Here is a 15,596-nt window from a genome sequence, read left to right on the forward strand (position 1 = left end):
GGGGGAGGCCCGTCATCGGCGCCCGCCACCGGGTCGCCCGGCGGCGGTGCCGCCCCTGGGCGAGGCGTGTCACTGGCCCTCGCGTTGCTCGCCGCCTTCGCGTTCGGCGCCTCGGGTGTCGCCGCCAAACCGCTGATCGAGGCGGGTCTTGAACCGCTGCACGTCACCTGGCTGCGGGTGGCCGGCGCGGCCCTGGTGATGCTGCCGCTCGTCTGGCGCCACCGCTCCCTGGTACGCCGGAGGCCCGCCCTGCTCGCCGGTTTCGGGCTGCTGGCCGTCGCGGGGGTCCAGGCGTGCTACTTCGCCGCGATCTCCCGCATCCCGGTGGGCGTCGCCCTGCTCATCGAATATCTGGCGCCCGCCCTGGTACTCGGCTGGGTGCGCTTCGTGCAGAAACGCCCCGTCTCCCGGGCTGCCGTGGTCGGCGTGGTGCTGGCCGTCGGCGGCCTGGCCTGCGTCGTGGAGGTGTGGTCGGGGCTCGGCGTCGACGCGCTCGGCCTCGCACTCGCCCTTGGCGCGGCCTGCTGCCAGGTCGGCTACTTCGTGCTGTCCGACCACGGTGCCGACGGTGCGGACGCGGTGCATCCGCTTGGTGTGATCGCCTACGGGCTGCTGGTCGGCACGGTGGTGCTCACCGTCATCGCGCGCCCCTGGGAGATGGACTGGCCGGTGCTGGGCGGCAGTGCCTCCATGAACGGCACCGATGTGCCCGCCGTGCTGCTGCTCGCCTGGATCGTGCTGATCTCGACGGTGGTCGCCTACCTCACCGGTGTGGTGTCGATCCGGCGGCTGTCACCGCAGGTCGCCGGGGTGGTGGCCTGCCTGGAAGCGGTGATCGCGATCGTCCTGGCCTGGGTACTGCTCGGCGAACACCTCTCCGCACCGCAGGTCATCGGCGGCGCCGTGGTGCTGGCCGGCGCCCTCATCGCCCAGTCGGCGACACCCGGCGCCTCCGGGGCGGCCCCCGCACGGCCGGAGGCCGCAGAACCGGCCGACGGTGTTCCGCGGAACCCGTCGGACGCCACCGCGGCGACGGCGGAACCGGACCGCGGGTAGCGCCTGATCCGGGCCACGGCGGCGGCGCGGCCCGGCGGCGACGGCGGGCGCGGTGCCGCCGTTTCCTGAGTGAGTTCCCGTGCGAGCGCGTTGCGGAGGGTCCGGCAGACCGTCGGGCGCGCCGTGCCCGGGGCGGCGGCTGCGGTGTTGCCCAGCCGCCGTCCCGGGCGGTTGCTCACGGCCGGCGCGCGGCGGTGAGACGGCGCTGCTGGTGGGCGCGGGCGGCGGCGTCACCGGGGGCGTCCCGCTCGGCCAGCCGTTCCGAGATCCGCTGCTGTACGGCCTCGCTCCGCTTGCCCGCGTACTTGAACTTGGCCCGTACCTCCCGCACTTCCAGGCGCAGCCCCCTGATACCCGCCAACTGGCGGCCGTACGGGGCCGCTTCCGCGCGGACCGGTGCGGAACCGCCCTCCGGCTGGAAGTGCCCCAGCTGCCGTTGCAGCAGTGCCGCCTTGGCCTCGGGTGCGTCCACGACATGGGCGGTACAGGTCAGTTGGACCGCGGCGTAGAAGCTGGTGGGGACGCCGTGCTCGGGCGGTTCGTCCTCGGCCGCCTGCCAGGGGCCGGGGATGAAGGCGTAGTCGTCCACCACGCTCAGCAGGACCGTGGGCGCCGCCTCGACCGCCCGCCAGAGGGGATGCGGGCGGGCCAGATGTGTGACGGCGTCGCCCGGGTCGGGTGCGTAGGCGAAGTGCAGCGGCTGCACCAGGGGCGGTTCGCCCGGCGGGCCGTTGACGGCCAGCTGCCCGAAGTCGTGCCGGGCCAGCCAATGTTGCCACTCGGCGTCATCGGCCGGGGCGTCCCAGGGATGGATCAGCATCGGTCCCCCCTCAGCGTGCGGTGAGGTACGCGGGCTCCGGGGTGCCGGGGGCGAGCGCGTCGGACGGTATGGGCGTGCCGTACACGGGAGCCACGGGGAGGACGCCTGCCCAGTGGGGGAGTGACAGGTCGTCGGGCTCGTCGTTGGGGCCGCCGGTGCGGGCCTTGGCGGAGACCTCGCGCAGGTCGAGACGGATGACGGCGGTGGCGGCCAGCTCCTTGGTGTTGCCCGGCCTGGAGTCGGCGGCGCGGCCCGGCAGCACGTGATCGACCAGGGCGTCGAGCGCCGCGGTCTTCTCCGCCGGGTCGGTGACCTGGTAGGCGGTGCCGTGCACCACCACGCTGCGGTAGTTGATGGAGTGGTGGAAGGCGGACTTGGCCAGCACCAGGCCGTCGACGAGCGTCACGGTCACGCAGACGTCGAGCCCCGGTTCCTGCCCGCCCGCCATGCGCAGGGGGCGGGAGCCGGTCGAACCGTGGAGGTAGAGGCGCTCGCCGACCCGGGCGTAGAGCGTGGGCAGGACGACCGGCGAGCCGTCGCGGACGAAGCCCAGATGGCAGACGTACGCCTCGTCGAGGATCGCGTGCACCGTTTCGTGGTCGTAGGCGGCGCGCTCGGCGGAGCGGGTGGGGACGGTCCGCTCGGTCGACGGGTAGCCGGGTGCGGGTTCCGTGGCTCGGGACATTGCCAACTCCATTGCACTAGTGCATAATCAAGTTTGTGCTAGGAGAGTATCGGATCGAAGGGCGGCGTGCATCGGAGATTGCCGCCAGTGTCGAGCGAGCCGTCGGTGCCGGTGAGCTCCAACCGGGCGAAGTCCTGCCCCCGCTGCGGGAGTTGGCCGTCTATCTGGAGGTCAATCCGAATACCGTGGCGTCCGCCTATCGGACACTGCGGGACCGCGGAGTGATCGAAACGGCCGGGCGGCGCGGCAGCCGGGTGCGTGAGCGCCCCGCCAGTACCCCGCGCGAGGCGTCGTGGGCGGAGATCCCGCCCGGCGTGCGCAATGCCTCGGACGGCAATCCCGATACGGCCTTGCTGCCTCCGCTGGAGAAGGCCCTGGCTGTCGCCGCCCGGCGCAGCGCGGAGCGGCCCGTGCTCTACGGTGCGCCCACCATCGACGCCGAGCTCGCCGGCCTCGCGCGCGAGGCATTCGCCGCCGACGGGGTGCCCGCAGGCCCGCTGGCCGTCACCAGTGGCTCCCTCGATGCCATCGAGCGGGTGCTGGCCGCGCATCTGCGGCCCGGTGACGTGGTGGCGGTGGAGGATCCGGGGTGGGGCAGCCTGCTGGATCTCATCCCGGCGCTCGGGCTCCGGCCGGCCCCGGTGGCGCTCGACGACGAGGGGCCGCTGCCCGAGCAAATGGCGCGAGCGCTCAACGACGGCGCACGGGCGGTCGTCGTCACGGACCGCGCGCAGAACCCGACCGGCGCGGCGGTGAGCCGCCGGCGGGCGGCCGAACTGCGGAGCCTGCTGGCCGGCCACCCCGGTGTGCTGCTGATCGAGGACGACCACGGCCACGGCATCGTCGATCTGCCGCTGTACCCCCTCGCCGGTGTCACCGACCACTGGGCGCTGGTGCGGTCGACGGCCAAGGCGTACGGCCCCGATCTGCGCCTCGCGGTGCTGACCGGGGACGCGGTGACCGTCGACCGGGTGCGGGGCAGGCAGCTCTTGGGGGCGGGGTGGGTGAGCCACCTCCTCCAGGACGCGGTTGTCCACCTGTGGCGCACTGCCGCGGTCGAACCGGCGGCGGTGGCCGCCGCGTACGGCCGGCGGCGGGACGCCCTGATACGCGCGCTGGCCGCGCGGGGCGTGCGGGCGCGGGGCCGCAGCGGGATGAACGTCTGGGTGCCGGTCCCGGACGAGACGGGTGCGGTGTCCCGGCTCCTGCACGCAGGCTGGGCGGTGGCGGCGGGTGCCCGATTCCGTATGCAGTCACCGCCCGCGGTGCGCATCACGGTGTCCGGCCTGTCCGTCGATGACATGGACCCGATGGCCGCCGCTGTCGCGTCGGCCATCGGGTCGGGTGATGCGCGCCGGTACGAGTGAACCGGGTGCCGGGTGCCGGGTGCCGGGTGCCGGGCGCTGGGCTATCGGGCGGCGGGCCGTCGGACGGCGTGGTCGCCGTCGGTGGTGCGGGGGCCGCTGCCGTCCGGGTCCGGGGCGGGGCCGGTGCGCTGCGGGCCCGCGGTGCGGGAGCGGGCGGGGCGGCGGGTCCGGTTCTGGGTGAGGGCGGCGCCGGCCAGGACGATGACGGCGCCCACCGGGGTGTTCCAGCTCAACTGCTCGTCCAGGAGGGCCACTCCGGCGGCCGTGGCGATCACGGGAATGAAGTAGGTGACCATCTGGGCGGTGGTCGGGCCGATCTCCGCGACCAGCCCGTACTGGAGCAGGAAGGCGAGGCCGGTGCCGAGGGCGCCGAGCGCGAAGACGGCCAGCACGGGCCAGAGCGGATAGGAGGTGGGTGCCGAGGTGAACAGCGGTGTCACCACGGCGAGTTGCAGTGTCGCCAGCAGCAGCTGTGTGCTGGACATGGACAGATGGGAGTCCCCGGTGCTGCCCAGCGTGCGGCGGACGTAGATCCAGCCGACCGGGTAGCTGAGGGAGGCGCCGAGCGCCATGGCCGTGCCCGCCGGGTCCGTGCCGGTGAAGCCCTGCCAGGCGCCGAGCACGGTGAGCACGCCCAGGAAGCCGATGCCCAGACCGGCGACCCGGCGCCGGGTGGGGCGGTCCTCCGACAGGGCGACCACCGACAGGGCCATGCCCCACAGCGGTGACGTGGCGTTGCAGATGCCGGCCAGGGTCGACGGGATCGTCAGCTCGGCGTAGGCGAAGAGGGAGAACGGGAGGGCGTTGAGGAAGAACGCGGCGACCGCCAGATGCGCCCAGGTCCGTGCGGAGCGCGGCAGCCGTTGGCGCTTGATGACGAGCACCGCGAGCAGCACCACGGTGCCGAACCCCAGCCGCCCCAGCGTGACGTGAAACGGCGCGAACCCCTGGGTGCCCACCTTGATGAAGAGAAAGCTGAAGCCCCAGATCAGCGCGAGGACGGCGAAGCGGAACCGCCAGCCGAAGGCGAGGCGCCGGGCCGGAGCCGCCCCGGGATCGTCCGCTGACGCCGGCCCGCCGGTGGTGCGGGCCGCTGCACCGGCGGGCGCGGCCGGTCCAGGAAGCGTGTTCCCGGCGGTGTCGGCAGTATCGGCGATGGTTCCGGTGGCCGTCCGTTCCAGAGGCGCGGAGGGGGAGGTGGCGGTGCCGGCTGTGCCGGAGGCGGTGCTCATGCCGCCTACGATGCGGGGATCTCATCTCGTAGCACAAGCGAGAATTACTGGCAGGTATCGCTTAGCATTGCTTATGTGTTGAACCTTGATCGCTTGCGCACGCTCCATGCGGTGGCGCGGTACGGCTCGGTGAGCGCGGCGGCCGACGGCCTGCACGTGACGACCTCGGCGGTCTCCCAGCAGATCGCCAAGCTGGAGCGGGAAGCCGGCCAGCAGCTGCTGGCCAAGAACGGGCGGGGCGTCCGCCTCACGGACGCCGGCCGGCTGCTCGCCGACCACGCGGCCCGCATCCTCTCCCAGGTCGAACTGGCAGAGGCCGAGCTGGAGGCGCACCGAGGCCAGGCCGTCGGCGAACTCCGCCTCGGCGCCTTCCCCACCGCCGCCCGCGGCCTCTTCCCGGCCGCCCTCGCCGCCCTCCGCCGCGCCCATCCGCAACTGCGCGCCCGGCTCACCGAGATGGAGCCCGACGAGTCGGTACGGAACGTGGTGCGCGGCGACATCGATCTGGCCGTCGTCCTGGACTGGTACAACCGCCCGCTGTCGCTGCCCGACGGACTGGCGAAGGCGCCGCTCCTGGACGATCCCGCCGACGTGGCCATTCCGGCGGATCACGCGCTGGCCCACCGCCGCTCGGTGGAGCTGGAGGACCTCGCCGACGACGAGTGGATCTCCTGGCCGCAGGGCGAGTTCTGCCACGACTGGCTGATGTTCACGCTCCGCAGCAAGGGCATCGAGCCCCGCATCGCGCACATGGCCGAGGAACACCACACCCAACTCGCCTTCATCGCGGCCGGGTTGGGGGTCGCCGTGGCTCCGCGCCTCGGTCGCGGGCCGGTACCTGACGGCGTGAGCGTGGTGCCGGTACGCCACACCATGCGGCGCCACGTCTACGCGATCTGGCGGGCTGACGCCGACCGAAGGCCCTCGATCCGCGCCGCCGTCAGCGCACTCAGCGCTGCGGGCAAGGACGCCCAGGGGAGCTGAACGACGGGCGGGCACCGGCCGCGACGCAACGGGCCCGAAGCGCCGCCGCGCCTCCGGCGAGCACCCACCAGGAACACCCGGCACACCCGCCGCGGGCGCACCCCCCCGTGAAGTGCACACACCTGGTGTACGGGCGCCCCTGGCCTACGCGCACACCTGTCCGTGCCTGGGCAGACCGCGCACACCTGGCCTCCTACGCGCACCCCTGGTGTACGGGCGCCCGCCGGTCGTCCCGCGTCAGGGGCGGAGCTGACGCTTGAGGATCTTGCCCATGTCGTTGCGGGGGAGGGCCGTCAAGAAGTGGACGACGCGCGGCCGTTTGTGCGGTGCGAGCTGGCGCGCGACGTGGTCGGCGAGATCCTCGGCGGAGGGCGGCGTGGCGCTGCCGGGGCCGGACTCGACGACGATCCAGGCGACGATGCGCTCGCCCAGGTCCTCGTCCGGCTCGCCGGTGACGGCCGCCTCGGCGACCGCGGGGTGCGCCAGCAGGGCGTTCTCGATCTCGCCCGCGCCGATCTTGTAGCCGCCGCTCTTGATCAGGTCCGTCGCCTTGCGGCCGACGATGCGGTAGTTGCCGCCGGCGTCCCGGACCGCCATGTCGCCGGTGCGGAACCAGCCGCCGTCGAACGCGGCGGCCGTGGCATCCGGGCGGTTGAGGTACTCGACGAAGAGATTCGGGCCGCGCACCTGGATCTCGCCCACCGTCTCGCCGTCGTCCCCCTCGATCGCCTCCCCCGCGTCGTCGACCAGCCGGAGGTAGACCCCGGGGAGCGGCACCCCGACCGTGCCCGTGGCAGGCGGCCCGTCCGCGCGGACGCTGGTGTTCATCAGCGTCTCCGTCATGCCGTACCGCTCGACCACGCGGCGGCCGGAAGCCGCGGTCAGGCGTTCGTGGTCGGTGAGCGGCAGCGCGGCCGATCCGGAGACCAGCAGGCGGGCGCCTGCCAGGGCCTTGGCCAGCGCCGGATCGCGGCCGGCTTCGACGGCAAGGCGGTGGTACATCGTCGGCACACCGAAGAGCATCGTGCCGTCGCCCGACAGCTCGCGTGTGACGCCTTCGGTGGTGAACCTGCCCAGGTGGTGGACGCTGCCGCCGCGGCGCAGCGGGCCGAGGATGCCCAGGATCAGGCCGTGGACGTGGAAGAGCGGCAGGGCGTGGACGAGGACGTCGGACGCGGTCCACTGCCAGGCGTCCTCCAGCGCGTCCAGCGTGTGCGCGAGGGCCCGGCGGGGGAGGACCACGCCCTTGGGCGGTCCTGTCGTGCCGGAGGTGTAGACGATGAGCGCCGGGGCCTCGTCACCGGGTTCGTACGGCAGGTCCGTGGGGCCTTCGGCGGCTCCGGGGGCGACCACGCCGCCGGGATCGCCGGGAGAACCGGCCGGTTGCGCCGCCTCCTCGATATCGATGTCGATGTCGAGGCGCGGGAGGACATCGAGCGCGTCGGGAAGGGCGGCGCCGGGCTCGGTCAGCACGAGGGCGGGCGCGCTGTCCGTGACGATGTGCGCCAGCTCGCTCTCGCCGATCTTGGGGTTCACCGGCACGGCGGGCACTCCGGCCAGCATCGCGGCGACGACGGCGACCGACGTCTCCAGGGTCGGGGTGGCCCAGACCGCCACGCGTGTCCGCCCGGCGATGTGCTCGGCGATCGGGCCCGCCACCGCGGCGAGTTGGCGATAGCTCAGGGCGCGGTCGCCGAATCGCAGTGCGGTGGTGGGTGAACCGTCGCGCAGCGCGGGGAAGAACACGTTCACCGGATCTCCTTCGTCCTCATCGGCGCCCGGCGCACACGGCCGTGGCGATCCGCCCCGCACGCCTGAGGCGCGGTACGGGCTCTCTTGCTGACCTGTACCACTCTCGCAGAGACCACTGACAACGCGCCCCGCGCCACCGCGTCGCGCCGCGCGGCTGTGTGCCCCGTCCCGTCACCCGGCCGGGATCTTGCGGAAATCCCAGGAGGCCACGGAGTCCGGCACCAGGCGCAGCCAGGCGTGCCTGCCGTCGTGCGGCATGGTGTCCATGCCGAAGTACTTCGAGGCGAACAGCCGCTCCGGAACGTCGAGTTCCGGGCAGGGCTCACCCGTACGGGGCGCCTCCCCGATGAAGACGGCACGGCCGGACAGCTCGACGCCGCGCAGTTCCCCGTAGCCGTCGCCGTCATCCACGACGACCGCGATCCTCGGATCCTTGCGGAGCTGGGCCCACCGCCTGCTGCGGGTGATCGAATACAGCCACAGCGCGGTGCCGTCCCAGGCGAACCACAGGGCTCCGACGTGCGGAGCGCCGTCCCCGCCGACCGTCGCGACCCGGCAGGTCCGCTGCGCGGCGAGGAACGCGTCGCGCTCGCCGTCCGTCAGCATGATCCGGCGCCCGCGCCGCTGCGTCCCGGCCATTTCGCACCTCCACCCTGCGGCCCGGTCGCCCGGCCCGCTCATCCGCTGCACCATCCAGGAACCTGACTAGGTGTCAGAAATCATGAAGGCTCTTCCCCTTGTGCGCAATGGCCGCTAGCCTCGCGCGCCTCGTGCAGCGTCCCCGCCCGCCGCGACGGATGCCGCAGGCAGGACGGCCACAGAGGGAGAACCATGCCCACGGACCCCCGGCTCATCGAGCAACTGGACCCGGACACCACGGTGCTGCTCACCGTCGAATGCCAGCGCGGAGTGGTGGGGCCGGACAGTGCACTGCCCGAACTCGCCGAAGCGGCAAGAGAGTCGGGTGCTCTGGACAACGTCGCACGGCTGACCGCCGCCGCCCACGACGTCGGGGTCCAGGTGCTGCACGCCGTCGCCGTACGCCGCCCCGACGGCCGCGGCGCCGGCCGCAACGCCCGCCTCTTCCGGGCCGCCGAACGCCTCCCCGTCCAGCAGACCATCGGGACGGCAGCCGTTCGTGTCGCCGACCCGGTCCCGGTCTCCGAGGACGACCTGGTGGTGCAACGCCTCCACGGACTGTCGCCGATCGCCGGGACGGACGTGGACGCGCTGCTGCGCAACGCGGGTTGCCGCACGCTCGTCATCACCGGAGTGTCGGCCAACGTGGCGATCCCCAACGCCGTGTTCGACGCGGTCAACCTCGGCTACACGGCCGTCGTCCCCGCGGACGCCATCGCCGGAGTGCCCGCCGACTACACCCCCGTGATGATCCGCAACACGCTCGCCCTGGTGGCCACCGTGACCCGCACCGATGACGTACTGACCTGCTGGGAACGGCCCCGGCGGGCCGGAGCCGGATAGCCGCCCGCACGAAATCCCGATCCGGGCGCGTCGGGAGGAAACGGTGTACCCGGCAGAGGGGCGGAGTCCCCTGGTGCGCAAGGGAGTTCCGCCGGCCCCTGCCGGGTGCGGCCCGCTGTGGGCGTGGTTACCAGTTGTAGACGATCCGCGGGTCGGTCACCCAGTAGCTGTTGGCGACGGTGTCATCGATGTACACCGGGCCGCCGGGGAGTGCCACGCCCGCGCTGGATGCACCCGCCGGGGCGCCGGGGAGGGTGACCTTGAGCTTCTTGGTCTGGAAGCCGTGGTTGCCGTCGCCGCTGGTGTGGATGGCGGCGTAGGCGCTGTGGCCCGGCTTGACCTTGACCGCGCTGCTCGGCTTCGTCGACGTGACCACCTTGGCGGGGGACTTGGCGGAGCCGAAGCGCAGCTGCGGGTACTTGTACGCGACGCAGGTCTTCTTGGAGTGGTTGGTGAGGGAGAGCCGGTAGGTGTTGATGGGCTCACGTATCGATTCGACCTTCAGCGACATGTTCTTGACGCTGCACGCCGGGGTGCCGGCGAGTGCGGTGGCGTCCTTGGCCGTACTGGCCTGTGCGGCGCTGCCACTGAAGGCGGTCAGCGACACCGCAGCGGCAGCGGCGAGCCCGGCGGAGGCGAGGCGCAGGGGGCGGGTGCGGCGGGTGGTGGTACGCGGCATGAATACTTCCCTGGTGGGCAATTGATGGGCCCACGCACCGTATCGATAGTTGATCATGAACGGCTCACGGCAATCTCATGTTCCGCTCAAGAATCGGCCGGGAGGGTGACGGGGCCCTGGGCGCAGGGGAGTTGACCGGCCGGTGCGGCTCCCTGATTCCGGGCGCGAGTCCGCCCGAGTAGAGCGCCGTCGCGCTACTCGGGTCGTGGGGTCTCCCGTGCCCGAGCCTGGTGCCGGCGGGCTTTGAGCCGGTTCCCGCAGGTCTTCATGGAGCACCACCGTGCGGTGTTGGCACGGCTGCGGTCCAGGAGGAAGAGGCGGCATTCAGGGTTCCCGCACGGCCGCAGACGGCCGGGCATGCGCTCTTTGACGTCCGCCCACGCGAGCACGAGTTCCACGGCGAGCCTGCGCTCCGGCGGCACCTCCAACTGCCACTCGATACCCGACGCGCCGGGCTGCGGGACTTTGCGGACGCCCGCGAGGACTCCGCGCAGACGGGGCCCGGCCGACGTGCCCGCCTCCACCTCCTGGAGCGCGTCCCGGGCGGTGCGCAGCCACCGGCGCTCCTCCTCGCCGCCGAGACCGCCGTGCTCCCGCGCCCACCTGTCCACCTCATGGTCATCACGCCACAGGTCCTGGCGTCGGCCATCCATGACAGGGGTGCTGTTCAGCGCCTGCATCAGAGCTTGCTCGTCCAGCACGGACCCCACCTCCCCGACTAACTCCATCAAGTCGATTGACAGGTTACTTCAAGAGGGGTCTACTGGACGACCAAGAGGTAACCGTCATGGTGCATCGAAGGGGTTAGTCATGGTTGAGATCCGCCACCACTACGCGACAGTGGGGGGACATCGCGTCTTCTACCGCGAGGCGGGAGCCCGCGAGGCGCCCACGCTCGTGCTCCTGCACGGATTCCCCTCCAGCTCACGCATGTTCCGCCGGCTCATTCCTGCGCTGGCCGATCGATTTCACGTCATCGCCCCCGACCACCTCGGCTTCGGCAACTCCGATGCCCCGCCCGTCGACGCGTTCACCTACACCTTCGACTCGCTCACCGACATCACCGAAGCCCTTCTGGCCCAGCTCGGCGTCACCCGCTACGCCGTGTACGTCCAGGACTACGGCGCACCCATCGGCTGGCGGCTGGCCCTGCGCACCCCGGACGCGATCACCGCGGTGATCACGCAGAACGGCAACGCCTACGAGGACGGCTTCGTACCGGATTTCTGGAAGCCCGTATGGGCGTACTGCGAGAATCCGGGCCCCCGGACCGAACCCGCCGTCCGTGCCGCACTCTCGCTCGACGCCATCCGCTGGCAGTACCTGCACGGAGTGGACCGGCCCGAACTGGTCGACCCCGACACCTGGGCCGCTGACCACTGCGAGGTCAACCGGCCGGGCAACGACCTCGTGCAGCTCGCCCTGTTCCGCGACTACGCCGGCAATCCGCCCCTCTACCCCCAGGTGCACGCCTACTTTCGGGAACGCCGGGTTCCGCTCCTCGCGGTCTGGGGCGCGGGCGACGAGATCTTCGGCCCGGACGGAGCGCGCGCCTTCGCCAGGGACCTGCCGGACGCGGAGATCCACCTGGTTCCCGGAGGCGGACACTTCCTGCTCGAAAGCCATCTGGACACCGTGGCCGGGTATGTTCGCGGGTTCCTGACCGCCACCGCATCACCGGCGTGAAGCCCGCGAAGGGTTCCCAGGGCGGGTGAAGGGACTCTTGAAGGCGGAGGTCCAGTCGACGCACGCCGCTCGCCCCGTTCGCGCCCTCACGGCGGCGTGCGTCGGCGGCGTGCCTAGTCGGCGCGGGCCAGGCGGGCGATGTGGGCGCGGTAGGCGGAGATCTCGTCCTCGGTGAGCGCCAGGCGGCCGGGGCCAGGCTGGTGGGCGGGCAGTTCGGTCGCCTGGGCCATGGCGCGGTAGAGCGGGCCGGGGAGGTTCAGCAGCAGCTGGCCCTGCTCGGCCGTCTCGATCACCATCCATGAGTCCGCGGTGTCGTCGTCGACATCGGCGGCCCCGATGGTGCTGACAGCGGTCACGGTCAAAACCGGTGGGATGTCGCTCATGCCCACCTGCCTACCAGCACTCGCCCGCATCGGCGAGTCGTGGCCGCCCGCCGTACGCGGCGACGTCGACGACACGACCTACGGGGCCGAGTCGTCCGTACCGTCCGTCCGCCGACAGCGCGCAGGCACCAGGCGCGCGGCCCGGCGTGGCGGGCGTGGGGAGAGCCGCGGCAGCAGGAGCAGGACGAGGCCGGCCGCGCTCAGGAGCACCAGGCACGAGACGATCCAGAAACTCGCGTTGTGCACCGAGTACGCGACGGCGCCGAAGGCGATCAGGCCGGACCAGAAGTACATGATCAGGACCGACCTGCGGTGGGAGTGGCCGATGCCGAGGAGACGGTGGTGGAGGTGGCCGCGGTCGGCGGCGAACGGTGAGCGGCCGTGCCACGTGCGGCGGACGAAGGCCAGGACGAGGTCGGCCAGCGGGAGGGCGATCACCGTCAGCGGCAGCAGCAGCGGGATGTAGACCGGCACCATCGCGTGCACCGCCGCCCGCTCGGTGCCGAACAGCTTCAGCGCGTCCGGATCCACCCGGCCGGTCGCGGTGATGGCGCAGCCCGCCATCACCAGGCCGATCAGCATGGATCCGGAGTCGCCCATGAAGATCCGGGCCGGGTGCAGGTTGTGCGGGAGGAATCCCAGGCACATGCCCATCAGGATCGCGGAGAACAGCGTCGCGGGGGCGGCGGCCTCGATCCCGTGCCCGTACCAGAGGCGGTAGGCGTACAGGAAGAACGCGGTGGCGGCGATGCAGACCATGCCGGCGGCCAGACCGTCGAGACCGTCGACGAAATTGACGGCGTTGAGGGTGATGACGATGAGGGCGACGGTCAGCAGCGTGCCCACCGTGTCGTTGAGGAAGACCGTGCCGATGCCGGGGACGGGCAGCCACATGATCCGCAGGCCCTGCTGCACCATCACCCCCGCGGCGATCAGCTGCCCGCCGAGCTTGCTGACCGCGTCGATCTCGAACTTGTCGTCGACCACCCCGACCAGCCAGATCAGCACCGCGCCTGACAGCAGCGCCTGCGGCTCCTTCACCTCGAAGACGCCCTGGAGATGGGGCAGTCGTGAGGCCATGACCAGACCGGCGCACAGGCCGCCGAACATCGCGATGCCGCCGAGGCGCGGCGTGGGCTCGTGGTGCACGTCGCGCGCCCGTACCGCCGGCATCGCACCGGCCGTGATCGCGAACTTCCGTGACGGCCCGGTCAGGAGGTGGGTGACCGCGGCCGTGACGCACAACGTCAACAGGTACTCACGCACGGGCTGCCTCAAGGATGTCGTGGGCTGTCACGGCTTCCCCCCACCCTATGCAGGCGGCCTTCGCCGGTGGGGTGTTGGGTACGGGGGGAACCGCGCCCCGCCTGCTCCGGCCGGCTCCGTACCGGGGAGAATTCCCGTCATGGATCACGACTTCGGGAACTACCAGAACGAGATCTACCTGGACGGGCTGCGCGGCGTCACCCCACGCTTCCCGATGACCGCGGCGGACTGGGCGGCCAAGGCCGAGGCCGCGTTGCCGTCGTCGGTGTGGTCGTACGTCGCGGGCGGCGCGGGCGACGAGCACACCCAGCGCGCCAACGTGTCGGCCTTCCACCGCTGGGGGCTGATCCCGCGGATGTTCGTCGGCGCCGCTGAACGCGACCTGAGCGTCGACCTGTTCGGGACAACGCTGCCTTCGCCGCTGTTCATGGCGCCCATCGGGGTCCTCGGCATCTGCGCCCAGGACGGTCACGGAGACCTCGCCACGGCACGGGCAGCCGCCCGCACCGGTGTCCCCATGGTCGCATCGACGCTGTCGGCCGACCCGATGGAGGACGTCGCCGCGCAGTACGGCGACACCCCTGGCTTCTTCCAGCTCTACACGCCCGCCGACCGCGAACTGGCCGAGAGCCTGGTGCGCCGCGCGGAGCTGGCCGGCTTCCAGGGCATCGTCGTCACGCTCGACACCTGGGTCAGCGGCTGGCGCCCCCGCGATCTGTCCACCGCCAACTTCCCCATGCTGCGCGGCCATTGCCTGACCAACTACACCAGCGACCCGGTCTTCCGCGCCGGGCTGCCCCGCACCCCGGAAGAGGACCCGCAGGCTGCGGCCCTCCGCTGGACACAGCTCTTCGGCAACCCCCTGACCTGGGACGACCTGCCCTGGCTGCGGTCCCTCACCTCGCTGCCGCTGATCGTGAAGGGCCTGTGCCACCCCGAGGACGTACGCCGCGCCAAGGACGGCGGCGTGGACGGCATCTACTGCTCCAACCACGGGGGCCGGCAGGCCAACGGCGGTCTGCCCGCACTCGACGCGCTGCCCGGCGTGGTGGAGGCGGCCGACGGACTGCCCGTCCTCTTCGACTCCGGCGTCCGCACCGGCGCCGACGTCATCAAGGCCCTCGCCATCGGTGCCACCGCCGTCGGCGTCGGCCGCCCCTACGCCCACGGCCTGGCCATGGGCGGCACCGACGGCATCGTGCACGTGCTGCGCTCGCTGCTCGCCGAAGCCGACCTGATCATGGCCGTCGACGGTTACCCCACGCTCGCCGACCTGACGCCTTCGGCGCTCCGGCAGGTCACGGGAGGGTGAGCCGTCCTGGCCCGCCGTTTCCTCAAGCGGCGGGCCCGCCGCCCGTCAGACCCGCGAGACCGGCGGCGTCGGAGAGAAGGTCGACGAGCATGGTGAAGGTGAGGCGGCCGGTGAAGGTGTTGCGCTGACTCGGGTGGTAGCAGCCCAGGACCTGGAGTTCCGGCCGCGCTCCGGTGGCCGGCAGGGTCAGCCGGGTGCCGTGGCCGAAGGCCGGCCGCGGGCGGGGGAGCCGCCACCCCGCGTCGCCGAGTACGGGCAGCAGCGCCTGCCAGCCGAACGCCCCCAGGACCACCACCGCGCGCAGACCGGGTCCGAGCAGGGCGAGTTCCGCCGACAACCACGGCCGGCACCTGTCGCGCTCGGCCGGGGTGGGCTTGTTCTGCGGCGGGGCGCAATGGACCGGCGCGGTGATCCGTACGCCGTGGAGTTCCAGTCCGTCGCCGCGGTGGGTGGCCGTCGGCCGGGAGGCGAGGCCGACGGCGTGCAGGGCGGCGAACAGGAAGTCACCCGACGCGTCCCCGGTGAACATCCGGCCGGTCCGGTTGCCGCCGTGCGCGGCGGGCGCTAGACCGACGACGGCCAGCGCCGCGTCCGGCGGCCCGAACCCCGGCACCGGCCTCGCCCAGTACTCCCAGTCGCGGAACGCCGCGCGCCGGGTCGCGGCGACCTCTTCCCGCCAGGCCACCAGCCGCGGGCAGGCCCGGCAGTCGGCCACATGGGCGTCGAGTTCCGCCAGCCCACCGCTGCGCGCGGCGTGGAAGGCGGGGAAAGCGCTGTCCGCACTGTCCGGCGGCGGGCCCGCCGGCCGCGTTCCGCTCGTGTCCATGCCTCCACGCTAAGGCCGCGCCGGAGGGGGAGAACGTCATGGCGGACGAGGGCACCGGCCCGTCGA

Annotated in this window: 16 protein-coding genes; 6 read left to right on the forward strand and 10 right to left on the reverse strand. The window is 72.4% G+C overall.

The window, feature by feature from the left end; translation table 11 throughout:
• The first annotated feature begins 72 nt into the window (after positions 1 to 72).
• A complete protein-coding gene (locus ACGFNI_RS24300; protein WP_393686888.1) occupies positions 73 to 1,056 on the forward strand; it encodes a DMT family transporter in 984 nt (327 codons plus the stop codon).
• A gap of 175 nt (positions 1,057 to 1,231) precedes the next feature.
• Here ACGFNI_RS24300 and ACGFNI_RS24305 read toward each other — a convergent pair whose 3' ends face one another.
• Together ACGFNI_RS24305 and ACGFNI_RS24310 are read right to left on the reverse strand one after the other, a co-directional pair.
• On the reverse strand, positions 1,232 to 1,876 hold the full coding sequence (locus ACGFNI_RS24305; protein ID WP_393686737.1) for an FMN-binding negative transcriptional regulator: 645 nt from the start codon (positions 1,874 to 1,876) through the stop codon (positions 1,232 to 1,234).
• A 10-nt stretch (positions 1,877 to 1,886) separates the two neighbouring features.
• Positions 1,887 to 2,561 (reverse strand): pyridoxamine 5'-phosphate oxidase family protein, encoded by a 675-nt coding sequence (locus ACGFNI_RS24310; RefSeq protein ID WP_393686738.1) that lies wholly within the window; start codon positions 2,559 to 2,561, stop codon positions 1,887 to 1,889.
• A gap of 35 nt (positions 2,562 to 2,596) precedes the next feature.
• Here ACGFNI_RS24310 and ACGFNI_RS24315 point away from each other — a divergent pair, with 35 nt between their 5' ends.
• Entirely contained in the window at positions 2,597 to 3,928 is a 1,332-nt protein-coding gene (locus tag ACGFNI_RS24315; RefSeq protein ID WP_393686739.1) for an aminotransferase class I/II-fold pyridoxal phosphate-dependent enzyme, read from the forward strand.
• Positions 3,929 to 3,969: 41 nt separating this feature from the next.
• Here ACGFNI_RS24315 and ACGFNI_RS24320 read toward each other — a convergent pair whose 3' ends face one another.
• Positions 3,970 to 5,160 (reverse strand): DMT family transporter, encoded by a 1,191-nt coding sequence (locus ACGFNI_RS24320; RefSeq protein ID WP_393686740.1) that lies wholly within the window; start codon positions 5,158 to 5,160, stop codon positions 3,970 to 3,972.
• A gap of 75 nt (positions 5,161 to 5,235) precedes the next feature.
• Between ACGFNI_RS24320 and ACGFNI_RS24325 the strand changes: the two genes are divergently transcribed.
• On the forward strand, positions 5,236 to 6,144 hold the full coding sequence (locus ACGFNI_RS24325) for a LysR family transcriptional regulator (RefSeq protein WP_393686741.1): 909 nt from the start codon (positions 5,236 to 5,238) through the stop codon (positions 6,142 to 6,144).
• Positions 6,145 to 6,381: 237 nt separating this feature from the next.
• Here the strand turns inward: ACGFNI_RS24325 and ACGFNI_RS24330 are convergent, their stop codons facing one another.
• Positions 6,382 to 7,896 carry an acyl-CoA synthetase gene (locus ACGFNI_RS24330; protein WP_393686742.1) on the reverse strand — a complete coding sequence of 505 codons (1,515 nt, stop codon included), beginning with the start codon at positions 7,894 to 7,896 and terminating at the stop codon, positions 6,382 to 6,384.
• Between the two features lie 171 nt (positions 7,897 to 8,067).
• Complete coding sequence (locus tag ACGFNI_RS24335) at positions 8,068 to 8,535, reverse strand: pyridoxamine 5'-phosphate oxidase family protein (protein WP_393686743.1); 468 nt, start codon at positions 8,533 to 8,535, stop codon at positions 8,068 to 8,070.
• Positions 8,536 to 8,727: 192 nt separating this feature from the next.
• Here ACGFNI_RS24335 and ACGFNI_RS24340 point away from each other — a divergent pair, with 192 nt between their 5' ends.
• Positions 8,728 to 9,378 carry an isochorismatase family protein gene (locus tag ACGFNI_RS24340; RefSeq protein WP_393686744.1) on the forward strand — a complete coding sequence of 217 codons (651 nt, stop codon included), beginning with the start codon at positions 8,728 to 8,730 and terminating at the stop codon, positions 9,376 to 9,378.
• A 127-nt stretch (positions 9,379 to 9,505) separates the two neighbouring features.
• On the opposite strand, the gene ACGFNI_RS24345 is transcribed toward ACGFNI_RS24340, so the two are convergent.
• Both ACGFNI_RS24345 and ACGFNI_RS24350 read right to left on the reverse strand, forming a co-directional pair.
• Positions 9,506 to 10,057, reverse strand: coding sequence for a DUF4232 domain-containing protein (locus ACGFNI_RS24345; RefSeq protein ID WP_393686745.1), 552 nt, complete (start codon positions 10,055 to 10,057; stop codon positions 9,506 to 9,508).
• A gap of 194 nt (positions 10,058 to 10,251) precedes the next feature.
• Positions 10,252 to 10,758, reverse strand: a complete 507-nt coding sequence (locus tag ACGFNI_RS24350; protein WP_393686746.1) for a CGNR zinc finger domain-containing protein — start codon at positions 10,756 to 10,758, stop codon at positions 10,252 to 10,254.
• Positions 10,759 to 10,867: 109 nt separating this feature from the next.
• Between ACGFNI_RS24350 and ACGFNI_RS24355 the strand changes: the two genes are divergently transcribed.
• On the forward strand, positions 10,868 to 11,743 hold the full coding sequence (locus ACGFNI_RS24355; protein WP_393686747.1) for an alpha/beta fold hydrolase: 876 nt from the start codon (positions 10,868 to 10,870) through the stop codon (positions 11,741 to 11,743).
• A 113-nt stretch (positions 11,744 to 11,856) separates the two neighbouring features.
• Here ACGFNI_RS24355 and ACGFNI_RS24360 read toward each other — a convergent pair whose 3' ends face one another.
• A complete protein-coding gene (locus ACGFNI_RS24360) occupies positions 11,857 to 12,126 on the reverse strand; it encodes a hypothetical protein (protein WP_393686748.1) in 270 nt (89 codons plus the stop codon).
• A 78-nt stretch (positions 12,127 to 12,204) separates the two neighbouring features.
• Positions 12,205 to 13,404: an MraY family glycosyltransferase gene (locus tag ACGFNI_RS24365; protein ID WP_393686749.1), complete on the reverse strand. Its 1,200-nt coding sequence runs from the start codon at positions 13,402 to 13,404 to the stop codon at positions 12,205 to 12,207.
• A 127-nt stretch (positions 13,405 to 13,531) separates the two neighbouring features.
• On the opposite strand from ACGFNI_RS24365, the gene ACGFNI_RS24370 reads away from it, so the two are divergent.
• A complete protein-coding gene (locus ACGFNI_RS24370; RefSeq protein WP_393686750.1) occupies positions 13,532 to 14,704 on the forward strand; it encodes an alpha-hydroxy-acid oxidizing protein in 1,173 nt (390 codons plus the stop codon).
• A gap of 22 nt (positions 14,705 to 14,726) precedes the next feature.
• On the opposite strand, the gene ACGFNI_RS24375 is transcribed toward ACGFNI_RS24370, so the two are convergent.
• A complete protein-coding gene (locus ACGFNI_RS24375; protein WP_393686751.1) occupies positions 14,727 to 15,530 on the reverse strand; it encodes a uracil-DNA glycosylase in 804 nt (267 codons plus the stop codon).
• Between the last annotated feature and the right edge of the window lie 66 nt (positions 15,531 to 15,596).

The sequence above is a fragment of the Streptomyces sp. NPDC048644 genome (assembly GCF_043199105.1).
Taxonomy (GTDB): domain Bacteria; phylum Actinomycetota; class Actinomycetes; order Streptomycetales; family Streptomycetaceae; genus Streptomyces.